Origin of the sequence: Arthrobacter sp. CJ23, from assembly GCF_024741795.1 — a bacterium.
Taxonomy (GTDB): Bacteria; Actinomycetota; Actinomycetes; order Actinomycetales; family Micrococcaceae; genus Arthrobacter.
The window spans coordinates 20636-40183 of sequence record NZ_CP102950.1; the positions used below are offsets into that span (position 1 = coordinate 20636).

Here is a 19548-nt window from a genome sequence, read left to right on the forward strand (position 1 = left end):
ACGGTCCGGGCGGCGGAAATGTGAGGTGGGGGCCGCTAGGAGCGCCAGCGCGTGGTCATGAGGAAGCCCACGATCGCGATGCCGAAGCCTGCCACGATGTTCCAGGAACCCCAATCGCGCACCGGGAAGAGACCTTCACTGATGTAGAACGTGATGATCCAGATCAGGCCGACGATCATGAGTCCGAACATGACAGCCTTGTACCAGACGGGGTTCGGCGTGTTCTGCGCCGCCGACGTCTGCTGGGCCTGGCGGGCAGGCCTCTTGCGTGGCTTGGACTCGGGCACGGATCCTCCTTGGCTGGCTGAACAAAATGCACACGCGCGCACCCTTGATATCCTGCAGGAAGGAAAATTCCAGCGGTTCAATGCGCGCGGTAATTCTGGGTTCTTACTAGCTGCCAAGTCTAGCCGGAAGTCAGGCACCGCCAGCGCCTCCCGCGCCTGTGAAGAGGAGACCCTGTGGCTCAGCAGCAGACGGACGGATCCGCTGTCATGACCACCGGCGGCGGAACTCCGGCATCGCTGCCCAAGCGGCGCATCACAGCAGGCGACGTGGTCCGCAAGATCGCGGAGATCCTCGGCGAACTGCTGGTGACCGCCGGCGTCGTCCTGCTGCTGTTCGTGGCCTGGGAACTGTGGTGGACCAACGTGGAAGCCGATGCCAAGCAGAGCGAGGCGATCAAGAGCTTTGCGCAGGACTTCGACGGCCCGCTGGCACCCGTGGCACCGCCGTCGTCCTCGGCCGCGCCGGTCAACTACGGCCCTCCCGCGGTGGCGGAGGCCCCCGGACACGGCGGCATGATCGGCATCATGTACATCCCGCGCTTCGGCCCCGACTACACGCGCCCCATCATCGAGGGCACCAGCAGCGACATCCTGGACACGCTCGGGCTGGGCCACTACGCCAACACCACCATGCCGGGCGCACCCGGAAACTTTGCCGTTGCCGGCCACCGGCAGACGCACGGTGCCGTGCTGGACAACATCCACCTCCTGGTGCCCGGCGACCGGATCTACATCCAGACCACGGACGGCTACTACACGTACGTTTTCCGGAACAACCAGATCGTCATGCCGGAGCGGACGGACGTGCTGCTCCCGGTTCCGACACAGCCCGGCGCGGATCCCACTGAAAGCTTCCTCACCATGACCAGCTGCAATCCCCGCTTCGGCGCCCAGGAACGGATCATCGCCTACTCCCTCCTGGAAGGCTGGCAGCCGGTCTCCGCCGGGCCGCCGTCGGAGATCGCCCCACAAGTCGCCCAGGCCCACGGAAAGGGATAAGCAATGTACGGATGGATTTTCCGCCACTTGCCGGGACCCCTGTGGGTGCGGATCCTGACTTCTTTGGTGCTGCTGGCCGGCGCCCTGGTGCTCATGGTCCAGTTCCTGTTCCCCTGGTTTTCACAGTTCACCACCCTCACCGACTCAACGATTGGTTCAGCGCAGCAGCCATGAGCACAACAAAAATCCTCGTCGTGGACAACTACGACAGCTTCGTCTACACCCTTGTCGGCTACCTCCAGGAACTCGGCGCCGAAACCACCGTGGTCCGCAATGACGACGTGACCCTCGCCGAGGCCACCGAACTGGCCGCGGCACGCGACGGCATCCTGGTCTCGCCCGGCCCGGGCACACCTGCCGAGGCAGGCGTCTGCATCGAGCTGATCAAGTGGTGCGGCGACAACAACAAGCCGATGTTCGGCGTCTGCCTGGGCCACCAGGCCCTCGCGGAGGCCTACGGCGGCGTGGTGACGCATGCCCCGGAGCTCATGCACGGCAAGACCTCGCCCGTGCTGCACGAGGGAAAGAGCGTCTTCGCGGGGCTGCCCTCCCCCGTCACGGCCACCCGCTACCACTCACTGGCCGCCGTCCGGGAATCCATCCCCGACGTCCTGGAAATTACCGCGGAAACGGCCAGCGGGGTGATCATGGGCCTGCAGCACCGGACGGCACCGCTGTGCGGTGTGCAGTTCCACCCGGAGTCCGTGCTCACCGAGGGCGGCTACCAGATGCTCGGCAACTGGCTAGAGTCGCTTGGCATGGCAGGCGCCGCGGAGCGCGCCTCGAAGCTGAGCCCGCTGATCCAGCACTGACTGGCGGGCTCGGGTCCGCACGGCCCCCGGGCGCGGCGGGCCGTGGGCCCTACCCGGCCCGCGCACCCGGCTAAGGTTTGGCGGGCTTGGTTTCCGTAGCGGTGGGCGTCGGCGTCGGAGTGGGCGCCGGGGCCTTGGCCACGGTCACCGTGATGGTCTTGCCCTGTTCCACCAGGCTGTCCGCCGGGTCGCTCTGGTGCGTGACGGTGCCGGGCGCCACGATGGCGTTTTCCTGCTCGACGACCGACATTGCCAGGCCGTTAGCCTTCAGCAGCGCGTCCGCGTCGTCCTTGGGCAGGTTCCTGAGCTCGGGAACGGCCACCTTGCCCGAGGAAATGAGGAGCTCCACCTCTGCTCCGACCGAGACCGCGGCTCCGGGGGACGGGCTGGTGTTGATGACCAGGCCGCTGGGAACGCTGGCGCTGTTGGTGATTTTGGCCGAGATCACGCCGGTCATGCCCATCTGCCGCAGGGCGTCGCGGGCCGAGGATTCGGTCTTTCCGAGGATGTCCTGCGGGATGGTCACCGAACTGGGGCCGTTCGAGATGTTCAGGACCACCTCGGAGTTCTGTTCCAAGGACGTCCCGGCGTCAGGGATGGTGCCGATCGCCGTGCCCTTGCTGATCTTGTCGTGCGGGAGCCCGTTCGTTTTGGGGACCAGCTTGGCGTTGTAGATTTCCTGGATGGCCTGCGCTTCGCTCATGCCGCTCACCGAAGGCACAGCGGACTGCGGCGGCGGCGGTGCCTTGAAATTCACGGTGCTGTAGATCCAGAATCCGCCGCCGGCCAGCACCAGGAGCGTGAAGATCACCAGCGTGGCTGCCCATGCCCGGCGCCGGCGCTTTTGGGCCTTGCTCCGCTCGCGTTCGGGCGGCAGTCCGAGGGGCAGTGCTTCCTCCTCGGCGAAGTCGTCCACGGCGTGCATCGCCATCAGGGTGTCCTCCGCGGTGTCCCCGGAGTCGGCTCCGGCCTCGCGCAGCGGCGAGGCCAGGAATCCTGCGGGGGTGCCGTCAAAGCCGGTGGAAGGGACGACGTCGGTGGGGTCCGTGGGCGCCTCGGCGGCGGCGGGTTCCGGCACGGCTATGCCGTTGCTCGCCGCCCGCAGGGCGCGTCGGAAGGCGGCGGCATCCTGGAAGCGGTCCGCGCGGTTCTTCTGCAGGGCCTTCGCCAGGACGCTGTCCAGTGCCTCGGACACCTCGGGGTTGAAGGTGCTGGCCGGTTCCGGGATCTCGCGGACATGCTGGTAGGCGACCGAGACGGGGCTGTCGCCCAGGAACGGCGGCCGGCCGGTCAGGGTTTCATACAGCAGGCATCCGGCGGAGTACAGGTCGCTGCGGGCATCGACGGTCTCGCCGCGGGCCTGCTCGGGCGACAGGTACTGGGCCGTGCCCACCACTGCCTGGGTCTGCGTCATGGTGGCCGAGGAATCCGCCATGGCACGGGCAATGCCGAAATCCATGACCTTCACGCCGTCCGTGTTCCCGCACACCATCACGTTGGCCGGCTTGATGTCCCGGTGCACGATGCCGGCCTTGTGGCTGTATTCCAGGGCCGACAACACGCCGAGGGTGAAGTTGACGGAGTCCGCGATGGTCAGTTCCTTGGCCTTGACCATGTCGCGCAGCGTCCGCCCGGAAACAAACTCCATCACGATGTATGGCACCGGAACGCTCTCGCCGGAGTCGCCCGGCACCTCGAACTCGCCGGTGTCGTAGATCGCCACGATGGATGGGTGGTTCAGCGCCGCGACGGCCTGGGCCTCCCGTTTGAACCGTGCCTGGAACTGCGGGTCGCGGGCAAGGTCCGCGCGCAGGATCTTGACCGCGACGGTCCGCCCCAGGAGGGTGTCCACGCCACGGTGGACGTCCGCCATGCCGCCACGCCCGATCAGCTCGCCAAGTTCGTAGCGGCCATTGAGGACATGCTGCGGCTTCGCCGGGGAGCGGTCCTCCCTGTGCGCTGGGCTGGGGCGTGGCGTGGACATGGCTTCCTAGTTGCCCGGGCTGGTGCTGGGGCCGTTGGACGGCACCAGCGGCTTGGAGAGGTGGTAGGTCACCACGGAGCCGGCGGCCAGCTTGGTGCCTGCTACAGGATCCGAACTCACGAAGGTATTCGGTGCCTGGCCGATGGCGCCGTTGACCGGGGCGCCCGCCACCCAGCGAAGGTTGGCGCCCTCGATGGCAGCCTTGACCTGGGCCTCAGTGGCGCCTTGGCCGATGGCCGGAACCGACACCATTTCCGGTCCCTTGGAGTAGGTGACCGTGATCGGTGTGCCCTCGTCGACGAGTCCTGACGGATCGATATCCGTCACGGTGCCCACGGGTGCGCTGTTGAAGACTTCCACGCCCTTCACCTGAAGCTTCAGGCCAATGAGTTCGCTGCGGACAGCGTCATACTGCTGACCCAGGTAGGAAGCCGGGATCAGGTTGATCTTTGCGGCGGTCGACTGGCTGGGCGTCGCGGAGGGGCTCGGCGAGGACTGTGTGGGGCTGGCCGAGGATTTCGTGGGGCTGGCGCTGCTCTGGGTGCTGGGCGGCGCCGAGGAGCTGGAGGTGCCCTGCGGTCCGAAGACGCCTGACTGTGAGATCAGGAAGCCCACCAGCACGAAGAGGACCAGCAGGATCAGGGCGACCAGCGGCCACGTCCACGGGCTGCGCTTCTTGCGCTCGGGCTCCGGCTCGAAGTTGTCATCGTCGTCGTAATGGCCGGTTTCGTCGTCGCTCCAGCTGCGCTCGGCGGCCATGGCGTTGGCGCGGGACAGGGCTGAACCGGCACCGGCACCGGCACCTGCGGCCGCGCCCGCACCGGCGGCGCCGATCACGGGCAAGGCGGAGGTCGCCGTCGCCCCCTGCTCCCTGCCGTACGGGGAGCTGACGACGCCGGTGGGCGCCGTCGGGGTGTCCACCGGGGCGGTGATGGGGCCGGTGGCTGCCTCGTACAGCAGCATGCCGGGCACCGCGGCGTGGGCCGCGGCGATGTCGCCGTTGCGGATGGCTTCGGCCGCCTCGGCCAGCACGATGGCGTTGGCAGGACGGTTCTTGGGGTCCTTGGCGAGCATGGACATCAGAAGGGCCCGCACCGGCTTCGGCAGGGTTTCGGGCAGCGGCGGCGGAGCGTCGTTGACCTGTGCCAGGGCGATCGCGATCTGCGATTCGCCGGAGAACGGGCGGTGGCCCGTGAGGCACTCGTAACCGATAACGCCCAGGGAATATATGTCCGAGGAGCCCGTGGCCGTCTGCCCCGTGGCCTGTTCGGGGGCCAGGTACTGGGCGGTGCCCATGACCTGACCGGTCTGCGTCAGCGGGACCTGGTCGGCCAGGCGGGCGATGCCGAAGTCCGTGACCTTGACCCGGTTGTCCGGCGTGATCAGCAGGTTGCCCGGCTTCACGTCACGGTGCACCAGGCCCTGCGCGTGCGCGATGGCCAGGGCCCGGGCTGTCTGCGCGATGATGGACATGGTCCGGTCCGGGGACAGGACCTGCTCGCGCTCCAGGATGCCGCTCAGCGGGGCGCCCGGCACGAGCTCCATGACCAGGTACGCGGAACCGTCTTCCTCGCCATAGTCGAAGACGTTGGCGATGCCCACGTGGTTCAGGAGCGCAGTGTGGCGGGCCTCGGCCCGGAAGCGCTGGAGGAAGCCGGGATCGCCCGTATATTCCTCTTTGAGCACCTTAATGGCGACAATCCGGCCCAGGATCTGGTCCTTGGCCTTCCAGACTTCGCCCATGCCGCCAATCGCAATACGACTGGTCAGCTGGAACCTGCCGCCGAGGGTGATTCCTGAAGTAGGTCTCACTTGTTCAACACCGCCTCAAAAATCTTCTTCGCGTTCGGACTGGTTAGCTTTGCGCCGGTGATCACGTCTACGCCTTCAATGACGATGGTGACGGCCACCTGCGGGTCGTTGGCCGGGGCAAACCCGGTAAACCATGAGTTGTTCAGGCCTGAATCCCCCAGCTGCGCGGTGCCGGTCTTGCCGGCCACCTGCACTCCGGGAATCGCGGCGCCTGAGGCGATGCCTTTGGACACCGCGCCGGTCATCCACTGCGTGATCTGGGCAGCAATGGAGGTGCTGGTGGAGGTCCGCAGGACCTCGGGCTTGGCCTCGCTGATGACGCGCAGATCGGGGGCACGCACGGTCTTGATGAGGTTCGGTTTCATCTGCACCCCGCCGTTGGCGATGGCGGCGGTCATCATGCCGATCTGCAGGGGCGTTGCCTTGACGTCGCGCTGCCCGACGGCGGACTGGGCCAGTTCTGCCTGGTCCAGGTCGGCGGGGAAGACGCTCTCCGCCTGCCCCAGCTTGAGCTGATCGCCGAAGGTCTCGCCGAAGCCGAACTTCTTGGCCTGGTCCGCGATGGCTTGCTGCCCGAGGTCCAGCGCAATGCTGGCGAACGGGGTGTTGCAGGACTGTTCCAGGGCGAACGCGAAGTCTGCCGTCTCGCGGACATTGCAGTTGCCGCCGGCGTAGTTGGGCAGCACGGCGTTGGAGCCGGGCAGCGGCAGGCTGCTCGGATTGGGCAGCTGGCTGTCCTTGTTGTACTTGCCGGAGTTGAGTGCCGCTGCCGTGTCCACGAGCTTGAACACCGAACCGGGCGCGAGCAGGTTGCCCGTGGGGCCACTGACACTCTGGTTCAGGTTGATGCCGGGAATCTGGTTGAGTTTCTGGTAATTGGCTTCCGAGGCCGCTGCGTCATGGGTGGCGATCAGGTTGGGATCGTATGACGGCTTGGAAACCATGGCCAGGATGGCGCCGGTCTTCGGGTTGGTGACCACGATGGAGCCGCGTTGGCCGTCCGGAATGAGGTCGTAGGCAAGTTTCTGCAGTTCCGGATCGAGGGTCAGTTCCACCGAGGCGCCCTTGGGCTCCTTGCCGAGGAACATCTGACTCATGCGGTCCAGGAACAGCTGGTCCGAGTTTCCGCCGAGCTGGTCCTGCAGGGAAAGCTCCAGGCCGGTGGAGCCATAGCCCCTTGAGAAAAAGCCGGTGATTCCCGCATAGAGCTCCGGCTGGGTGTACTTGCGCTGGAACTGGCAGGTCTCCGTGCCCGGGGCAGACTCGGCGATCGGTTTCCCGGCCACGATGATGGCGCCGCGGTCGTTGCAGAAACTGGCCAGGATGGCGCGCTGGTTCCACGGGTTGGCATTGAGCTCGTCCGCGCCGATGACCTGCACATAGCTGATGGCACCGAAAATGAGGGCGAACATGGCCACGGCGGCCAGCCAGGAGCTTCGAATGGCCTGGTTCACTGGTGCTTCACCGCCTCCGTGGTGGTGGTGCTTGCGGTCCTCGGTGCGGCGGCGGCGGCGTTGGCGGCTGCGGGTGCAGCGGCCGTTGCAGGTGCGGCCGGGGCGGGCGCCATGGGGGTGGTGTCCACGGGTCCGCGGGCCGTGTGCGAAATCATCAGCAGCAGGCCCACGATGATCCAGTTGGCCAGCAGCGAAGAACCGCCTGCCGCGAGGAACGGGGTTGTGAGGCCCGTCAGGGGGATGAGGCGCGTGACGCCGCCGATCACCACGAAGCACTGGAGCGCGATCGCGAAGGACAGGCCACAGGCAAGCAGCTTGCCGAAGGCATCCCGCGTACCCAGGGCAGCACGGAATCCGCGGGTGAACAGGAGCAGGTAGAGCATCACCACGGCGAACAGGCCGATCAGGCCGAGCTCTTCACCGATGAGGGCAATGATCATGTCGCTGTTGGCGAACGGCACCAGGTCCGGCCGGCCCTGGCCCAGGCCCGTGCCCACCAGGCCGCCGTCGGCCATGCCGAAGAGGCCCTGCACGATCTGGCCGCTGCCGCCCGGGGAGCGGCCGAAGACCTCGGGAGTGAACGCGTTGATCCAGCTGTCGATGCGGAAGGCCACATGGGAGAAGATCCGGGAGGCAATGAAGCCGCCGCCAAGGATCAGTCCAAGGCCGATCACCACCCAGCTGATGCGGCTGGTGGCCACGTAGATCATGACGATGAAGAGCCCGAAGAACAGCACCGAGGAACCGAGGTCGCGCTGGAAGACCAGCACGCCGATGCTCACGAGCCAGGCCGTGATCATGGGGCCGAGGTCCTTGAACCGCGGGAACTGCATGGGGCCGATCTTGCGGCCGGCCAGCAGGATCAGGTCCCGGTTGGAGGACAGATACCCGGCAAAGAATATGGCGAGCGTGATCTTGGCGATTTCGCCGGGCTGGAAGGTCATGGGCCCGATCCGGATCCAGACGCTGGCGCCCAGGATTTCGCCGGCGGAAATGCCCGGAACCAGCGGGAGGATCAACAGGAAGGCGCTGGCGGCCAGTGAAATGAACGTGAAACGGCGCAGGATGCGGTGGTCCTTCAGGAACCAGATCACCGCAATGGACACCGCCATCGCGATGAGGGTCCAGCGGAGCTGGTTGTTGCCGGTATCGTCCGCGGGGCCGTCCATCCGGTGGATCAGCGCCAGGCCGAGGCCGTTGAGGGCCACCACGATGGGAAGTATTACCGGATCGGCATACTTTGCGCGGAGGCGGAGAACGATGTGGAAGGCAAAGGCTGCCACGGCCAGCAGGCTCGACTGGAACCAGAAATCGCTGTCAAAGGCCACGGCGGAGGTCAGGCCCACCATGGCGCTGGCGCCGATGCCCACGGCAAGGGCCAGGATGAGCAGGAGGAGCTCGATGTTCCGGCGCGGCTTGGGGACTGCTTCTGACTGGATCATTTAGCCGCCTCGCAGGGAGCCGGAACCGGCGTTGATGTGGGCGAGGGCGGCGAGCTCGCGATGGCCGCCGTGCTCGGAATGGCCGCACTGGGCGAGGCCGTCGGCGAGGCCGTGCCCGAAGGTGAAGGCTTGGGGCACTCCTGCGTGGTGCCGGTGTCCCGGAGGTTCTTTACGATGCGCTGTGCGTCGGCAAGGTCCCTGGCAGGTACCGTCTGGCGGACGCTCTGCTGCGAGAACTCGGTCAGCGAATCCATGCTGATTTCCGTCACCGACTCCAGCCGGGACAGCTGGATGGGGCCAAGCCGCTGGGAGATGCCGTTGAAGATGGCAACCTTGTGATCGGATTCGCCCACGTAGTACCGCGTCTGGGTCCAGGCGTAGCCCAGCCAGAGCCCCGCCACCACGCCAACGGCAAGGATGGCGGCGATGGCAGGCATGAGCCAACGGTTCCGCCGGGGGGCCGTGTCGGCAACGTCCTGCCGGTCCTGCTCGGCCTTGTGCGTCAGCACTGTGGCGGCGCGGCGGGCCACGCTGCGGCCTGCCACCGTGGGGATCGAGCCGGTCTCTGCCGCGGTTGCGGCAGCGCCCACGAGTTCGTGTGGGCGGCTCGCCAGCTCTTCGCGCAGAACTGCGGCGGAGAGGTGTTCGCCGAGGTGTGGATCGGTGGTGGTGGCCGGTTCAGCGGCGGAACCGTTGCCGGACCCGTCGGCGGATCCTTCAGCCGGTACGGCAGCTTCCGCGGCGGCCTTCGCAGCAGCGCCCGCTCCGCTGCCGGGGGCATCCGGGGCGGCGGAAGGGGCCACCTTCTTGGTGGCAGCGGCCGCCTGGGCGGCGAGGGCGTCAGCCGCGGCAAGTGCCGTGGGAGTGACGATCTCGACGGCGGCCGTGCTGACGTCGTCGTCGTTTTGCTCGACGATCTCCAGCAGCACCACGGTGACGTTGTCCGGGGCGCCGGCTTCAAGGGTGAGGTCCACCAGCAGTTTCGCGCATTCGCGCAGGTCCTTGGTTTCACGGACCACGCGCTCCACCACGTGGCCGGCCACGTAGTTCAGTCCATCGGAGCAGAGGAGCCAGCGTTCACCCGGTTCCACGTCCAGGACATCGAGGTCCAGCTCGGGGCTGGCATCGACGTCGCCCAGCACGCGCATGAGGACGTTCTTGTGCGGGTGGGACTCGGCTTCCTCGGGGCGCAGCCGGCCTTCGTCGATGAGGCGCTGGACGAAGGTGTGGTCGATGCTGATCTGCTCGAACACCTTGTTGCGCAGCCGGTAGGCCCGGGAATCGCCGATGTGCGCGAAGTGCAGCTTGCGCCCCTCAAGCAGCAACGCCGTGACGGTAGTGCCCATGCCGGAAAGCTTCGGGTTCAGGTGCACCAGCTCGGACAGGAGCGAGTTTGCGGTCTGGATCTCGTCCGCCAGGACCGTGTCGGCGCCGTCGTCGTAGTCGTTGTGGTCGAGGTGGATCATGTCCAGCACGGTGGACGCCGAGGCGACATCGCCGCCGGCGTGGCCGCCCATGCCGTCGGCCACGACGGCCAGGTGGCGGCCCACGTAGGCGGAATCGTCGTTCTTGGAACGGATGCGGCCCACGTCGGAGCGCGCCGCGTAGCGCATGATCAACGGGCGCTCCGCGGGTGTTTCCTTTTTCTCGCTGGTCTCGGGGGAGGCCATGGACTACGGCCTCAATTCGATGACCGTCTTGCCGATTCTCACGGGGACTCCAAGCTCCACCGGCAGGGCGCGGGTGAGCTGCTGATCGGCCAGATAGGTGCCGTTGGTGGAGCCGAGGTCCTCAATGAACCAGCGGCTGCCTTGCGGGAACAGGCGGGCATGGCGGCCCGAGGCGTAGTCGTCCTCCAGGATCAGGGTGGCCTCCTGGGCGCGGCCCAGCAGGATGGGGCTGGCGGACAGCGGCAGGGTGGTTCCCTTCAGGGGCCCCTCGACGACGACGAGCTGGCGGGCGTGCTGCTTGACCGGCTGCGGCGCGCGGGCCAGTTCCGGGTGCTTGCGCATTTCGCGGGCGGTCGGGGTGCCGGTCACGGCCTTGCGGCCGATCATGAAGTCGCGGCGCATCGTGGAAACGATGCTGAAGATCAGGATCCACAGCAGCAGCAGGAATCCGAACCGCAGCGCCGTGATGGTCAGTTCGCTGATGTCGTTCATGCGTTGCCACCGGTGTTCAGCGGGATGAGGCGGAAGATGATCTTGGTCCGTCCCATGGTGATCGTGGAGCCGTCCATGAGTTCCACGCTGCCGTTCACCTTGTGGCCGTTGACGTAGCTGCCGTTAGTGGAGCCGAGGTCCACCGCCCAGGCGCTGCCGCCCTGGGTGCGTACTTCCAGGTGTTTGCGGGAGACTCCGGTATCGTCCACCAGGATGTCGGCCTCGGAGGAGCGGCCCAGCACCACGCTGGGCGCGTTGAGGGAGTAACGCTGCCCGGCAATGTCCAGGACTGGCTGGAGCCGGACGGGTTGGCGCGCGGGCGGCATGGGGACGTTGGCGCGCGGGGCCGGCGGGGCCTGTGGGGCCGGCGCGGCACCGCCCGTGGACTTTTCGGTCCTCGAGGCGATTTCGAAGTGCCCGGCACGCTCGCTCGGTTCCTGGCGGAAGGAAATCCGCACGGGTCCCTGGAGGGTGTAGCCCTGGCTGCGCACATGCTGGATCACCACGTCGCAAAGCTCTTCCGCCAGCGGCGTTCCCCATTCCTGGGCCCGGCCGAAGTCCTCCTCGCTGAGCAGGACATCGAAGACGTTCGGGGCAAGGGTGCGCCCGGCGGCGATGGTCATGGACTTGTTGTCCAGTTCGCGGCGCAGCTTGCTCGCAATTTCCACCGGTTCAACACGCGCCCGCGACCCCGTGGAGAAGACGTTGCGGACGGCCTTTTCGATGCCGCGCTCGACTTTGTCCAGCAATCCCATGGTCCCTCTCCTTTCCTTGCCGCGGCACGTGCGGTGCCTGCTTTGATGGCCGTTCCCCCGCACACGCCGAAGTGAGCGCCGGGAGGCCCTTCCTCATCCCGATACTACTGGGCATGACTGCGAAAGGCCTTAATCCATAACGCCCGGCGGTCCGGAAAAGTTCGACGCCGGCCGCTCCGATCGGGTGTGTCCGGGCACGGCGTTTCCGCGGGAATCCGCGGTTTTCGGGGGCCTCCCGGGCCCGATTGGTGTTTTGCCGTAATTGTCCGTTATGCTTGATCTCGCTGCTTTTGAAGGAAGCGAAGCCGGGGAAACCTGGTGAGGCTCCCTCGAAAGAAGTTGCGCGCGAGTGGCGGAACGGCAGACGCGCTGGCTTCAGGTGCCAGTATCCGAAAGGGTGTGGGGGTTCAAATCCCCCCTCGCGCACGCAATTGAAAGAGCCCCGGTCTTAGGATCGGGGCTCTTTTGTTTAAGCCGCGGGCAGCCGGCCCTGTTTAAGCCGCGGGCAGCCGGCCCGCCCCGGGCGGGACGTCCTAGACGCGCAGCGCGCCGAATCCCGCGATCAAGGCATCCAGTCCCATGCTGAACGCCAGGTCGGAGGGGTAGTTGCTCTTGCTGTCGCCTCCCAGGCTGCGGACGGCCGAGCTGAAGTGCGGCGTGGAGTCGGCCAATTGGCCGGAGTCGAAGATGTCGGCCGGGGCAGTGGCGTCGAAGGCGGCTCCGAAAACGTAGGCCTCAAGGGCCACGATGCACGGAATGATCCGCTCTTCCGGGAAGCCGGCGCGGAGGAACCCTTCGGTCACGGCCTCGTACATGCTCAGGGTTTGCGGGGCGTCGGTCACGGGGAGCACCGCGATGACCGAGATCAGGGGGGTGTGCCTGGCGAAGATCCCGCGGTAGGAATAGGCCCATTGGCGGACGGCGTCCTCCCACGGGAGGGTGCGGAACCCGCTGAAGTCCACCTTGGACATCACTTCCTCTTCCACCAGCCTCAGGACATCGTCCTTGGAGGCCACGTGGTTGTACAGGGCCGACGGGGCAACGCCCAGGCTGCGGGCCAGCGCGGCCATGGTGAGCCCGTCGTAGCCCTTCCTGTTGATGAGTTCCAGGGCTGCCAGGGTGATGCCGGCGTGGTCCAGGATGGCGGCCATCGGCCTGCCGGCGCGCCGCCGTGACTTGCTCTCGCCGGAAGCCGGGGTGGGTGCGGGCATCGCTGGCCTTTCTCTGCCGGGGTCTCCAGCATTATTCCATTGCTCTTCACAGCCGCGCCCAAGGCAGCTATTATCGATATAAATGAATGGCATTCATTTATTGGTCAGCCACCACGGACGGCCACGGAGAGGACATCATGCAGAATCTTGATCGCGACGTTGTGATCGTCGGTGCCGGACCGTCAGGGCTGACGGCGGCACGTGAACTGAAGAAGGCCGGACTGAGCGTTGCAGTGCTGGAGGCGCGGGGACGCGTCGGCGGCCGCACCTGGACGGACACCATTGACGGGGCCATGCTCGAAATCGGCGGCCAGTGGGTCTCGCCGGACCAGACGGCCCTCATGGAGCTGCTCGGCGAGCTGGGCCTGGACATGTACTCGCGCTACCGCGACGGTGAGTCGGTCTACATCGGCGCGGACGGCACCCGCACCCGTTACACCGGTGACTCCTTCCCGGTCAGCGACACCACCAAGGCCGAGATGGACAAGCTCATCGCCATCCTGGACGGCCTTGCCGCCGAAATCGGCCCCACCGAGCCCTGGGCTCACCCCAAGGCCCGCGAGCTGGACACCATTTCCTTCCACCACTGGCTGCGCGCCAACTCGGACGACGAGGAAGCCTGCAACAACATCGGCCTGTTCATCGCCGGCGGCATGCTGACCAAGCCGGCCCACGCCTTCTCGGCCCTGCAGGCAGTGTTGATGGCCGCCTCCGCCGGTTCCTTCTCCCACCTGACGGACGAGGACTTCATCCTGGACAAGCGCGTCATCGGCGGCATGCAGCAGGTCTCCCTGCGGATCGCCGCAGAGCTCGGGGACGACGTCGTCCTTAACAGCCCGGTGCGCACCATCAACTGGGACGGCAACGACGTGACTGTGGTGTCCGAGCAGGCAACGGTCAACGCGCGCTTCGTCATCATGGCGGTGCCGCCGAACCTGTACTCCCGCGTCTCGTTCAACCCGCCGCTGCCGCGCCGCCAGCACCAGATGCACCAGCACCAGTCCTTGGGCCTGGTCATCAAGGTGCACGCCGTCTACGGCACGCCGTTCTGGCGCGAAGAAGGCCTGTCCGGCACGGGCTTCGGCGCCGGCGCGCTGGTCCAGGAGGTCTACGACAACACCAACCACGGCGACACCCGCGGCACCCTGGTGGGCTTCGTGTCCGACGAAAAGGCCGACGCCGTGTTCGAGCTCAGTGCCGAGGACCGCAAGAAGGCCATCCTCGAGTCGATCGCCGGCTTCCTGGGCGAGAAGGCCCTGGACGCCGAGGTCTACTACGAATCCGACTGGGGTTCCGAGGAATGGACCCGCGGCGCCTACGCCTCCAGCTATGACCTGGGCGGCCTGCACCGCTACGGCAAGGACCAGCACGCCAACGTGGGACCGATCTACTGGTCCTCCTCCGACCTCGCGGCCGAGGGCTACCAGCACGTGGACGGCGCGGTCCGGATGGGCCAGAAGACGGCCGCCCGGATCGTGGCAGCCAACGATCGGGCCCTCGTCCGGAAGTAGGCCATTCATTCATAGGTGAGATCTCGACCCTTCCGTTCGCTGAAGAGGCCGAGATCCCACGTCTGGATGCCTGTGCAGGCCGCTGTCTAGGTCCGGGCCTGGCTGCTGAGGATTTCGGCCGGCACCCCGGCTGCATGTTCGGCGTCGGCCAGTGCCTGTTCAAGGCGCCCGACGGCGGCCGCGTAGTCGGTGCCGGCCGTCAGCCGGCAGTTTTCGGCTTCCCGCATGGCCCGCAGGAGCGCCGCTGTCCGGGGGTTCGCCACATCGCTCATGGCGGGGAAGAGGATGGCCTGGCCGGGGTCCAGTTCGTAGCGCCGCCAGCGGGCCAGGACCTCCTGGTGCCGGGCCGCGGCGTCGGCGAATCCTGGCCGGCGGTGCGGTTGGGCGGCGTGGACGCGTTCAAAGCGCCGCTCGCCGAGAATCGTTCCGCCGGCCGTGGCCGCGGCCAGCAGCAGGAGGAACAGCCCGGCCGGTGGCCAGGCCAGTGTGGGCACCAGGATGGCGGGGACAATCACCACCAAACCCGCGAAGGCATCCCAGAAAACGCCGTCCGGTTCGGGGCCGGTTCCGTGCGCGAGCTTCTTCTGGAGGGCGTGGGTGGTGGCTGCGACGGCCAGGACCAGCGCAACTACCCACATGATCATCATGGCGGGCATTTGACCACCTCCAGGCGAATTCGCGCCGCTTCACTTTCAGTATGCGCCGACGCGGCGACGGACGCGAGGGCCCGGTCCGCGGGTGCTGCGCAGGAGTGGTGTGGCCGCGTAGCGTAGGCCCATGAGACTGAAAATGTGCAGCATCCACGTCCAGGATCCGGCGGCCGCCCACGCTTTCTACACCGGGACGCTGGGCTTCGAGACCCTGATGGCCATGCCCGAGTACAACCTTTTCATCGTCAAGGATCCCGGTGCCGATGCCGGATCGGTGGGGCTGCTGCTGGAGCCCAGTGACAACCCGATCGGCGCGGACTACATGAACGCACTGTACGACGCCGGGATGCCGGCCATCGTCTTTGGCGTCCCCGACGTGCAGGCCGAGTACGAGCGGCTGCTCGCCGCCGGCGTGACGTTCAAGGGCGAACCGTCCGAGGACCCCTCCGGGATCAGCGCCGTGTTCGACGACGGCTGCGGCAACTTCGTCCAGCTGCACCAGGACTAGCTGAGCCAGGACCGAATCCCGCCGGGAACGACAAAGGCTTGTTTGCGGTCCCGGACCATCAAGGTCCGGAACCGCAAACAAGCCCCGGTATGCCTGGGTGAAGCCTAGGCGTGGTCGCGCTTGGACGCCTTGGGAGCGTCGCGCTTGGCGGCCGCGTTGTCTTTGGCCTCCTTGGTGGCGCCCTTCTTGGCGGCAGCCTCCTTGACGCGCTGCGCCTCGGCCCGCACTGCGGCGTGCGTGGCGCGCTCGGTCACCAGCCACTGCGGCGGAGACTGCAGCAGCGCGGTGATGTCCGCCGTCGTGAGCGCATCCTCCACGCCGCCGCGGGCGAGGCCGCTGATGGAGACGTTCAGCTTGTGCGCAACAACGGGGCGCGGGTGCGGGCCGTTGCGGCGGAGCTCAGCCAGCCACTCCGGCGGGTTGGCCTGGAGTTCGGCGAAATCGGCGCGTGAAATAGCCGAATCCTGGAACTCCTGGGGTGTTGCGGGCAGGTAGATGCCGAGTTTCTTGGCAACGGTTGCCGGCTTCATGGACTGGGAGTTCTCAGAGGTCATGATTCAAGGGTATCGCCGCCTGCAAGTTGCCGGCGCCGCCGGTGAAAAGTCAGTCGGCGCCGGCAGTGCAGTTCGAACTACGCCCCGACCTCCACGGGAAGCTCCTTCTTCGCTTCCTCGCTGGCAAGGCCGTCGGCGCCCGGCACGGTTTCCTGGGCCGGGCCCCGGCGTCCCTTGCCATACCTGAAGTGGAAGAAGAGGTAGCAGGCGATCACGAAGGGAACGCCGAAGTAGAGCGCCGGGGCCTGGGTGGGATCGAAGCCGATGCCGATCATCGAGCCCAGGCAGGCCACGAACGCCAGGATCGGAACCAGCGGGAACAGCGGGGCCTTGTACGGCAGGCTGGAGAGGTCCCCGCCGTTCCGGATGAAGGCGCGGCGGTGGAAGTAGTGCGAGGCCACGATCGACATCCACACGGCCACCGTGGCGAAACCGGCAACCGAGGTGAGCACCAGGTACACGGTGGTGGGCGCCACGATGCTGCTGATCAGTGACGCGAGGCCGCCGAAGATGCTGACGATCAGGGCCACCATGGGGATGCCCCGCTTGGTCAGCTTGCCGAACACCTTGGGCGCCTGCCCCTCTGCGGACAACGAGAACAACATGCGGGCACAGGAGTACAGGCCGCTGTTGCCCGCCGAGAGCAGCGCGGTGATGACCACGAAGTTCATGATGTCCGCGGCGTAGGGGACGCCGATGCTGGAGAAGACCGTGACGAAGGGGCTTTCGTCGAGGCCGGCCTTGTCGTAGGGGATGGTGGCGGCGATGACCACGATTGCACCGATGAAGAAGATCACCAGGCGCAGGACCGTGGTCCTCATGGCCTTGGGGATGTTCCTGGCCGGATCGGCGGTCTCGCCGGCGGCCACGCCGATCAGTTCGGAACCGGAGAAGGCGAAGAACACCACAAGCACAGTGACCAGCACGCCGGTGAAGCCGTTCGGGAACAGGCCTTCCGCCGTCGAGAAGTTCTCAAACAGGTGCGGGTAGCCGCCGCCCGCCATCGGGTGGAAGCCGAGAAGGGCCGCGCCGCCCAGGATGATCAGGCCGACGACGGCGGCGACCTTGATCATGGCGAACCAGAATTCGCTTTCGCCGAAGACGCGGGAGGAAATCGCGTTCATCCCGAAGAGCACTGAGGCGAAGGCCAGGCACCAGATCCAGACCGGCACCTCGGGGAACCAGCGCTGCATGAGCAAGCCGGCGGCGGTGAATTCGGAGCCGAGGGCTACGGCCCAGGTCAGCCAGTAGAGCCAGGCAGTGGTGAAGCCCGTGGCCGGGCCGATGGACCTTGCGGCGTAGATGTGGAACGCGCCGGACACGGGGTACGCGATGGCCAGTTCGCTCAGGCAGGACATCACCAGATAGACCACGACGGCGCCGATCAGGTAGGCGATGACGGCACCGAGGGGCCCGGCCTGGGAGATCGTGTAGCCGGAGCTGACGAACAGGCCCGAGCCGATCACGCCGCCCAGCCCGATCATCACCAGGTGGCGGGCCTCCATCGACCTCCGGAGGCCGGGCTTGTCTGGGTCCGCCAGGGCGCTGGGCGCATCGGCTTCTTGGGGCAAAGCAGCTCGCATGGATCCTCCGGGGGAAGTCAGGGGTCGGGCAAAGGGGCACGCAGAATGAACCCGGTGGGGGGACCGGTACCTGCGTGAAGGAGATCGTTCGGGGCTCCGCAAAGCCATCCGTTCGGACCGTGGTGATCAAGCTAACACGGAGGAACCATCGCCAATGCTGCGGGCCAAACAGGCAAAGAATCCTCATCGTTGAACTGTGACGAAGCTCTCCTAGCGACAGCCGTGCTGTTGCTAGGAAGTAATTATTGCAAGTATTGCTTGGGTATCGTCGCGGCCGCGCCCGCGGGAACCGCCGGAATGCTGCTGCTGCGGCGGCGTGCCGGGCGGTACTGTGAACTGGTGCCAGCCGATCAAGAACCCACCGCCGCCTCCGACGCCGAGCCCCAGCAGGACCCGGGCGAGGCCAGCCGTCCCGGCCTGAGCTTCGCCTACGTTGCCGGCGTGACGCCGGGGAAGTGGATCCGCCGCTGGGCAGAGCGCATGCCGGACTTCCCGCTGCACGCCTTCATGTCCGACGCCGGAGCGCAGCTTTCGGTGCTGGCCGACGGTTCCGCGGAGCTGAGCTTCGTCCGGCTGCCGATCGAGCGCGAAGGCCTGAATGTCATCCCGCTCTACGAAGAGCAGCCCGTGGTGGTGGCGCCCAAGGGTCACGAGATCTCGGTTTTCGAGGAAGTCGATCTGGCGGACCTGGCCGAGGAGAACTTCCTGGACGTCGAGGAAATGGGCGGCCCGGAGATGGCCCTGCAGGTGGTGGCCTCCGGTGCCGGGCTGGTGATCCTGCCGATGTCGGTGGCCCGGCATTTCAACGTCAAGGACACGGTGGCCCGCCGCCTGACGGGCGCGCCGAGCACCCAGATCGCGCTGGCCTGGCCGAGCGGCACCGACAATCCCGTCATTGAGGAATTCATCGGGATCGTCCGCGGCCGCACCGCGCAGAGCTCGCGCCAGCCCTCGGCCCAGCAGGAAGCGCCCAAGAAGGCGCCTAAGCCGGACCGCCGCGGGAGTGGCGCCAAGAAGCCCTCCGTGCCGCAGCGCTACGCACCAAACCCGGACAAAGGCCGCGGCAAGGGTTCGCGCAAGAAGGGCAAGCGGTAGGAGTCCGGCCTATTCGCCGTGCACGGCCCGCTGTTGGGCTTCCGAGCGGTCCAGGTAGGCGCGCAGGAGTTCGCCGGCATGGTCGAGTTCGCCTGCTTCCAGGGCCGAGCAGATCTCGTCGTTTTCCGTGAGGTACCCGCTGTAGAACCGGGCGTCCACGCTGGCCTTATGAAAGAACAGCCGCATTTCCGCCAGTATGTGGGCCATGATCGTGTTGAGCCGGTTGCTTCCGGCCAGGGCGACGATGGCGCCGTGGAAATGCTGGTTGGCGCTGCCCAGGCCCTCGTTGTCTTCCAGGGCGGCTGCGCGCCTGCCTTCCTCCACCGCGGCGCGGACCGCGGCAATGCGTTCCGGCGTGCCGCCGCCGCGGATGGCGCTGACTTCGATGGCCCGGCGCACGGTGTAGACATCGTGGATGTCCCCGGCTTCCAGGGTGGCCACGAAGACGCCCCGGTTCGGATGGCGGACCACCAGGCGCTCGCTGGCGAGCTCCGCGAAGGCCTCCCGCACGGTGTTGCGTGAGACGCCCAGTTCCTCCGCGATGGCTGCTTCGGTCAGCCGTGTCCCGGGGACCAGCATTCCCTCGGCCAATTGGAAGCGGAGTTCATCGGCCACCCGCTCCGCCACGGAGGGTACGGCCACGCGCAGGCGGGCGCTGCCGCCCCGTCCGGCGCCGTTAGCAGGGTCGCGGAGTCCTTCATCTGAACTGGCCATGAACCGAACTTACAC

General features: G+C 66.9%; 19 protein-coding genes and 1 tRNA gene. 7 read left to right on the forward strand and 13 right to left on the reverse strand.

Annotation, left to right across the window (positions count from 1 at the left end):
- Nucleotides 1-35: 35 nt before the first annotated feature.
- Nucleotides 36-287, reverse strand: a complete 252-nt coding sequence (locus NVV90_RS00110) for a cell division protein CrgA (protein ID WP_207615778.1) — start codon at nucleotides 285-287, stop codon at nucleotides 36-38.
- 207 nt (nucleotides 288-494) lie between these two features.
- On the opposite strand from NVV90_RS00110, the gene NVV90_RS00115 reads away from it, so the two are divergent.
- Genes NVV90_RS00115 through NVV90_RS00125 form a run of 3 tightly spaced genes read left to right on the forward strand, consistent with a single transcriptional unit; the run spans nucleotide 495 to nucleotide 2098 of the window.
- Nucleotides 495-1286, forward strand: coding sequence for a class E sortase (locus NVV90_RS00115; RefSeq protein WP_258441254.1), 792 nt, complete (start codon nucleotides 495-497; stop codon nucleotides 1284-1286).
- Nucleotides 1287-1289: 3 nt separating this feature from the next.
- Nucleotides 1290-1460, forward strand: a complete 171-nt coding sequence (locus tag NVV90_RS00120) for a hypothetical protein (RefSeq protein WP_258439175.1) — start codon at nucleotides 1290-1292, stop codon at nucleotides 1458-1460.
- Nucleotides 1457-2098: an aminodeoxychorismate/anthranilate synthase component II gene (locus NVV90_RS00125; protein ID WP_258439176.1), complete on the forward strand. Its 642-nt coding sequence runs from the start codon at nucleotides 1457-1459 to the stop codon at nucleotides 2096-2098. Before NVV90_RS00120 ends, NVV90_RS00125 begins: the two co-directional genes overlap by 4 nt.
- Nucleotides 2099-2168: 70 nt before the next feature.
- On the opposite strand, the gene pknB is transcribed toward NVV90_RS00125, so the two are convergent.
- From pknB to NVV90_RS00160, 7 genes are read right to left on the reverse strand one after another with little or no spacing between them, the layout of a single operon-like run.
- The gene (gene pknB / locus NVV90_RS00130) at nucleotides 2169-4082 is read right to left on the reverse strand and encodes a Stk1 family PASTA domain-containing Ser/Thr kinase (RefSeq protein WP_258439177.1); all 1914 of its coding nucleotides are present in this window, start codon (nucleotides 4080-4082) and stop codon (nucleotides 2169-2171) included.
- A gap of 6 nt (nucleotides 4083-4088) precedes the next feature.
- Nucleotides 4089-5894 (reverse strand): protein kinase domain-containing protein, encoded by a 1806-nt coding sequence (locus NVV90_RS00135; protein WP_258439178.1) that lies wholly within the window; start codon nucleotides 5892-5894, stop codon nucleotides 4089-4091.
- Nucleotides 5891-7348 (reverse strand): penicillin-binding protein 2, encoded by a 1458-nt coding sequence (locus NVV90_RS00140; RefSeq protein ID WP_258439179.1) that lies wholly within the window; start codon nucleotides 7346-7348, stop codon nucleotides 5891-5893. The genes NVV90_RS00135 and NVV90_RS00140 overlap by 4 nt, the downstream gene beginning before the upstream one ends.
- On the reverse strand, nucleotides 7345-8790 hold the full coding sequence (locus tag NVV90_RS00145) for an FtsW/RodA/SpoVE family cell cycle protein (protein WP_258439180.1): 1446 nt from the start codon (nucleotides 8788-8790) through the stop codon (nucleotides 7345-7347). The genes NVV90_RS00140 and NVV90_RS00145 overlap by 4 nt, the downstream gene beginning before the upstream one ends.
- A complete protein-coding gene (locus NVV90_RS00150; RefSeq protein ID WP_258439181.1) occupies nucleotides 8787-10460 on the reverse strand; it encodes a PP2C family serine/threonine-protein phosphatase in 1674 nt (557 codons plus the stop codon). Before NVV90_RS00150 ends, NVV90_RS00145 begins: the two co-directional genes overlap by 4 nt.
- A 3-nt stretch (nucleotides 10461-10463) precedes the next feature.
- Nucleotides 10464-10952 (reverse strand): FHA domain-containing protein, encoded by a 489-nt coding sequence (locus tag NVV90_RS00155; RefSeq protein WP_258439183.1) that lies wholly within the window; start codon nucleotides 10950-10952, stop codon nucleotides 10464-10466.
- Nucleotides 10949-11707, reverse strand: coding sequence for a DUF3662 and FHA domain-containing protein (locus NVV90_RS00160; protein ID WP_258439185.1), 759 nt, complete (start codon nucleotides 11705-11707; stop codon nucleotides 10949-10951). The genes NVV90_RS00155 and NVV90_RS00160 overlap by 4 nt, the downstream gene beginning before the upstream one ends.
- A gap of 343 nt (nucleotides 11708-12050) precedes the next feature.
- On the opposite strand from NVV90_RS00160, the gene NVV90_RS00165 reads away from it, so the two are divergent.
- Nucleotides 12051-12133 (forward strand) — tRNA-Leu (locus NVV90_RS00165).
- A 107-nt stretch (nucleotides 12134-12240) separates the two neighbouring features.
- Here NVV90_RS00165 and NVV90_RS00170 read toward each other — a convergent pair.
- Nucleotides 12241-12918 carry a TetR/AcrR family transcriptional regulator gene (locus NVV90_RS00170; RefSeq protein ID WP_258439187.1) on the reverse strand — a complete coding sequence of 226 codons (678 nt, stop codon included), beginning with the start codon at nucleotides 12916-12918 and terminating at the stop codon, nucleotides 12241-12243.
- A gap of 137 nt (nucleotides 12919-13055) precedes the next feature.
- Here NVV90_RS00170 and NVV90_RS00175 point away from each other — a divergent pair, with 137 nt between their 5' ends.
- Nucleotides 13056-14429 carry an NAD(P)/FAD-dependent oxidoreductase gene (locus tag NVV90_RS00175; protein ID WP_258439189.1) on the forward strand — a complete coding sequence of 458 codons (1374 nt, stop codon included), beginning with the start codon at nucleotides 13056-13058 and terminating at the stop codon, nucleotides 14427-14429.
- A gap of 86 nt (nucleotides 14430-14515) precedes the next feature.
- On the opposite strand, the gene NVV90_RS00180 is transcribed toward NVV90_RS00175, so the two are convergent.
- Nucleotides 14516-15085: a hypothetical protein gene (locus NVV90_RS00180; RefSeq protein WP_258439191.1), complete on the reverse strand. Its 570-nt coding sequence runs from the start codon at nucleotides 15083-15085 to the stop codon at nucleotides 14516-14518.
- A gap of 121 nt (nucleotides 15086-15206) precedes the next feature.
- Between NVV90_RS00180 and NVV90_RS00185 the strand changes: the two genes are divergently transcribed.
- The gene (locus NVV90_RS00185) at nucleotides 15207-15587 is read left to right on the forward strand and encodes a VOC family protein (RefSeq protein WP_258439192.1); all 381 of its coding nucleotides are present in this window, start codon (nucleotides 15207-15209) and stop codon (nucleotides 15585-15587) included.
- Nucleotides 15588-15691: 104 nt separating this feature from the next.
- Here the strand turns inward: NVV90_RS00185 and NVV90_RS00190 are convergent, their stop codons facing one another.
- Together NVV90_RS00190 and NVV90_RS00195 are read right to left on the reverse strand one after the other, a co-directional pair.
- Nucleotides 15692-16141 (reverse strand): DUF5997 family protein, encoded by a 450-nt coding sequence (locus NVV90_RS00190; RefSeq protein WP_258439194.1) that lies wholly within the window; start codon nucleotides 16139-16141, stop codon nucleotides 15692-15694.
- A gap of 77 nt (nucleotides 16142-16218) precedes the next feature.
- Nucleotides 16219-17724 (reverse strand): amino acid permease, encoded by a 1506-nt coding sequence (locus NVV90_RS00195; protein WP_258439195.1) that lies wholly within the window; start codon nucleotides 17722-17724, stop codon nucleotides 16219-16221.
- Nucleotides 17725-18063: 339 nt separating this feature from the next.
- On the opposite strand from NVV90_RS00195, the gene NVV90_RS00200 reads away from it, so the two are divergent.
- Nucleotides 18064-18819, forward strand: a complete 756-nt coding sequence (locus NVV90_RS00200) for a LysR family transcriptional regulator substrate-binding protein (RefSeq protein WP_258439196.1) — start codon at nucleotides 18064-18066, stop codon at nucleotides 18817-18819.
- A 9-nt stretch (nucleotides 18820-18828) separates the two neighbouring features.
- On the opposite strand, the gene NVV90_RS00205 is transcribed toward NVV90_RS00200, so the two are convergent.
- Nucleotides 18829-19533: a GntR family transcriptional regulator gene (locus NVV90_RS00205; protein ID WP_258439197.1), complete on the reverse strand. Its 705-nt coding sequence runs from the start codon at nucleotides 19531-19533 to the stop codon at nucleotides 18829-18831.
- Nucleotides 19534-19548: the final 15 nt, after the last annotated feature.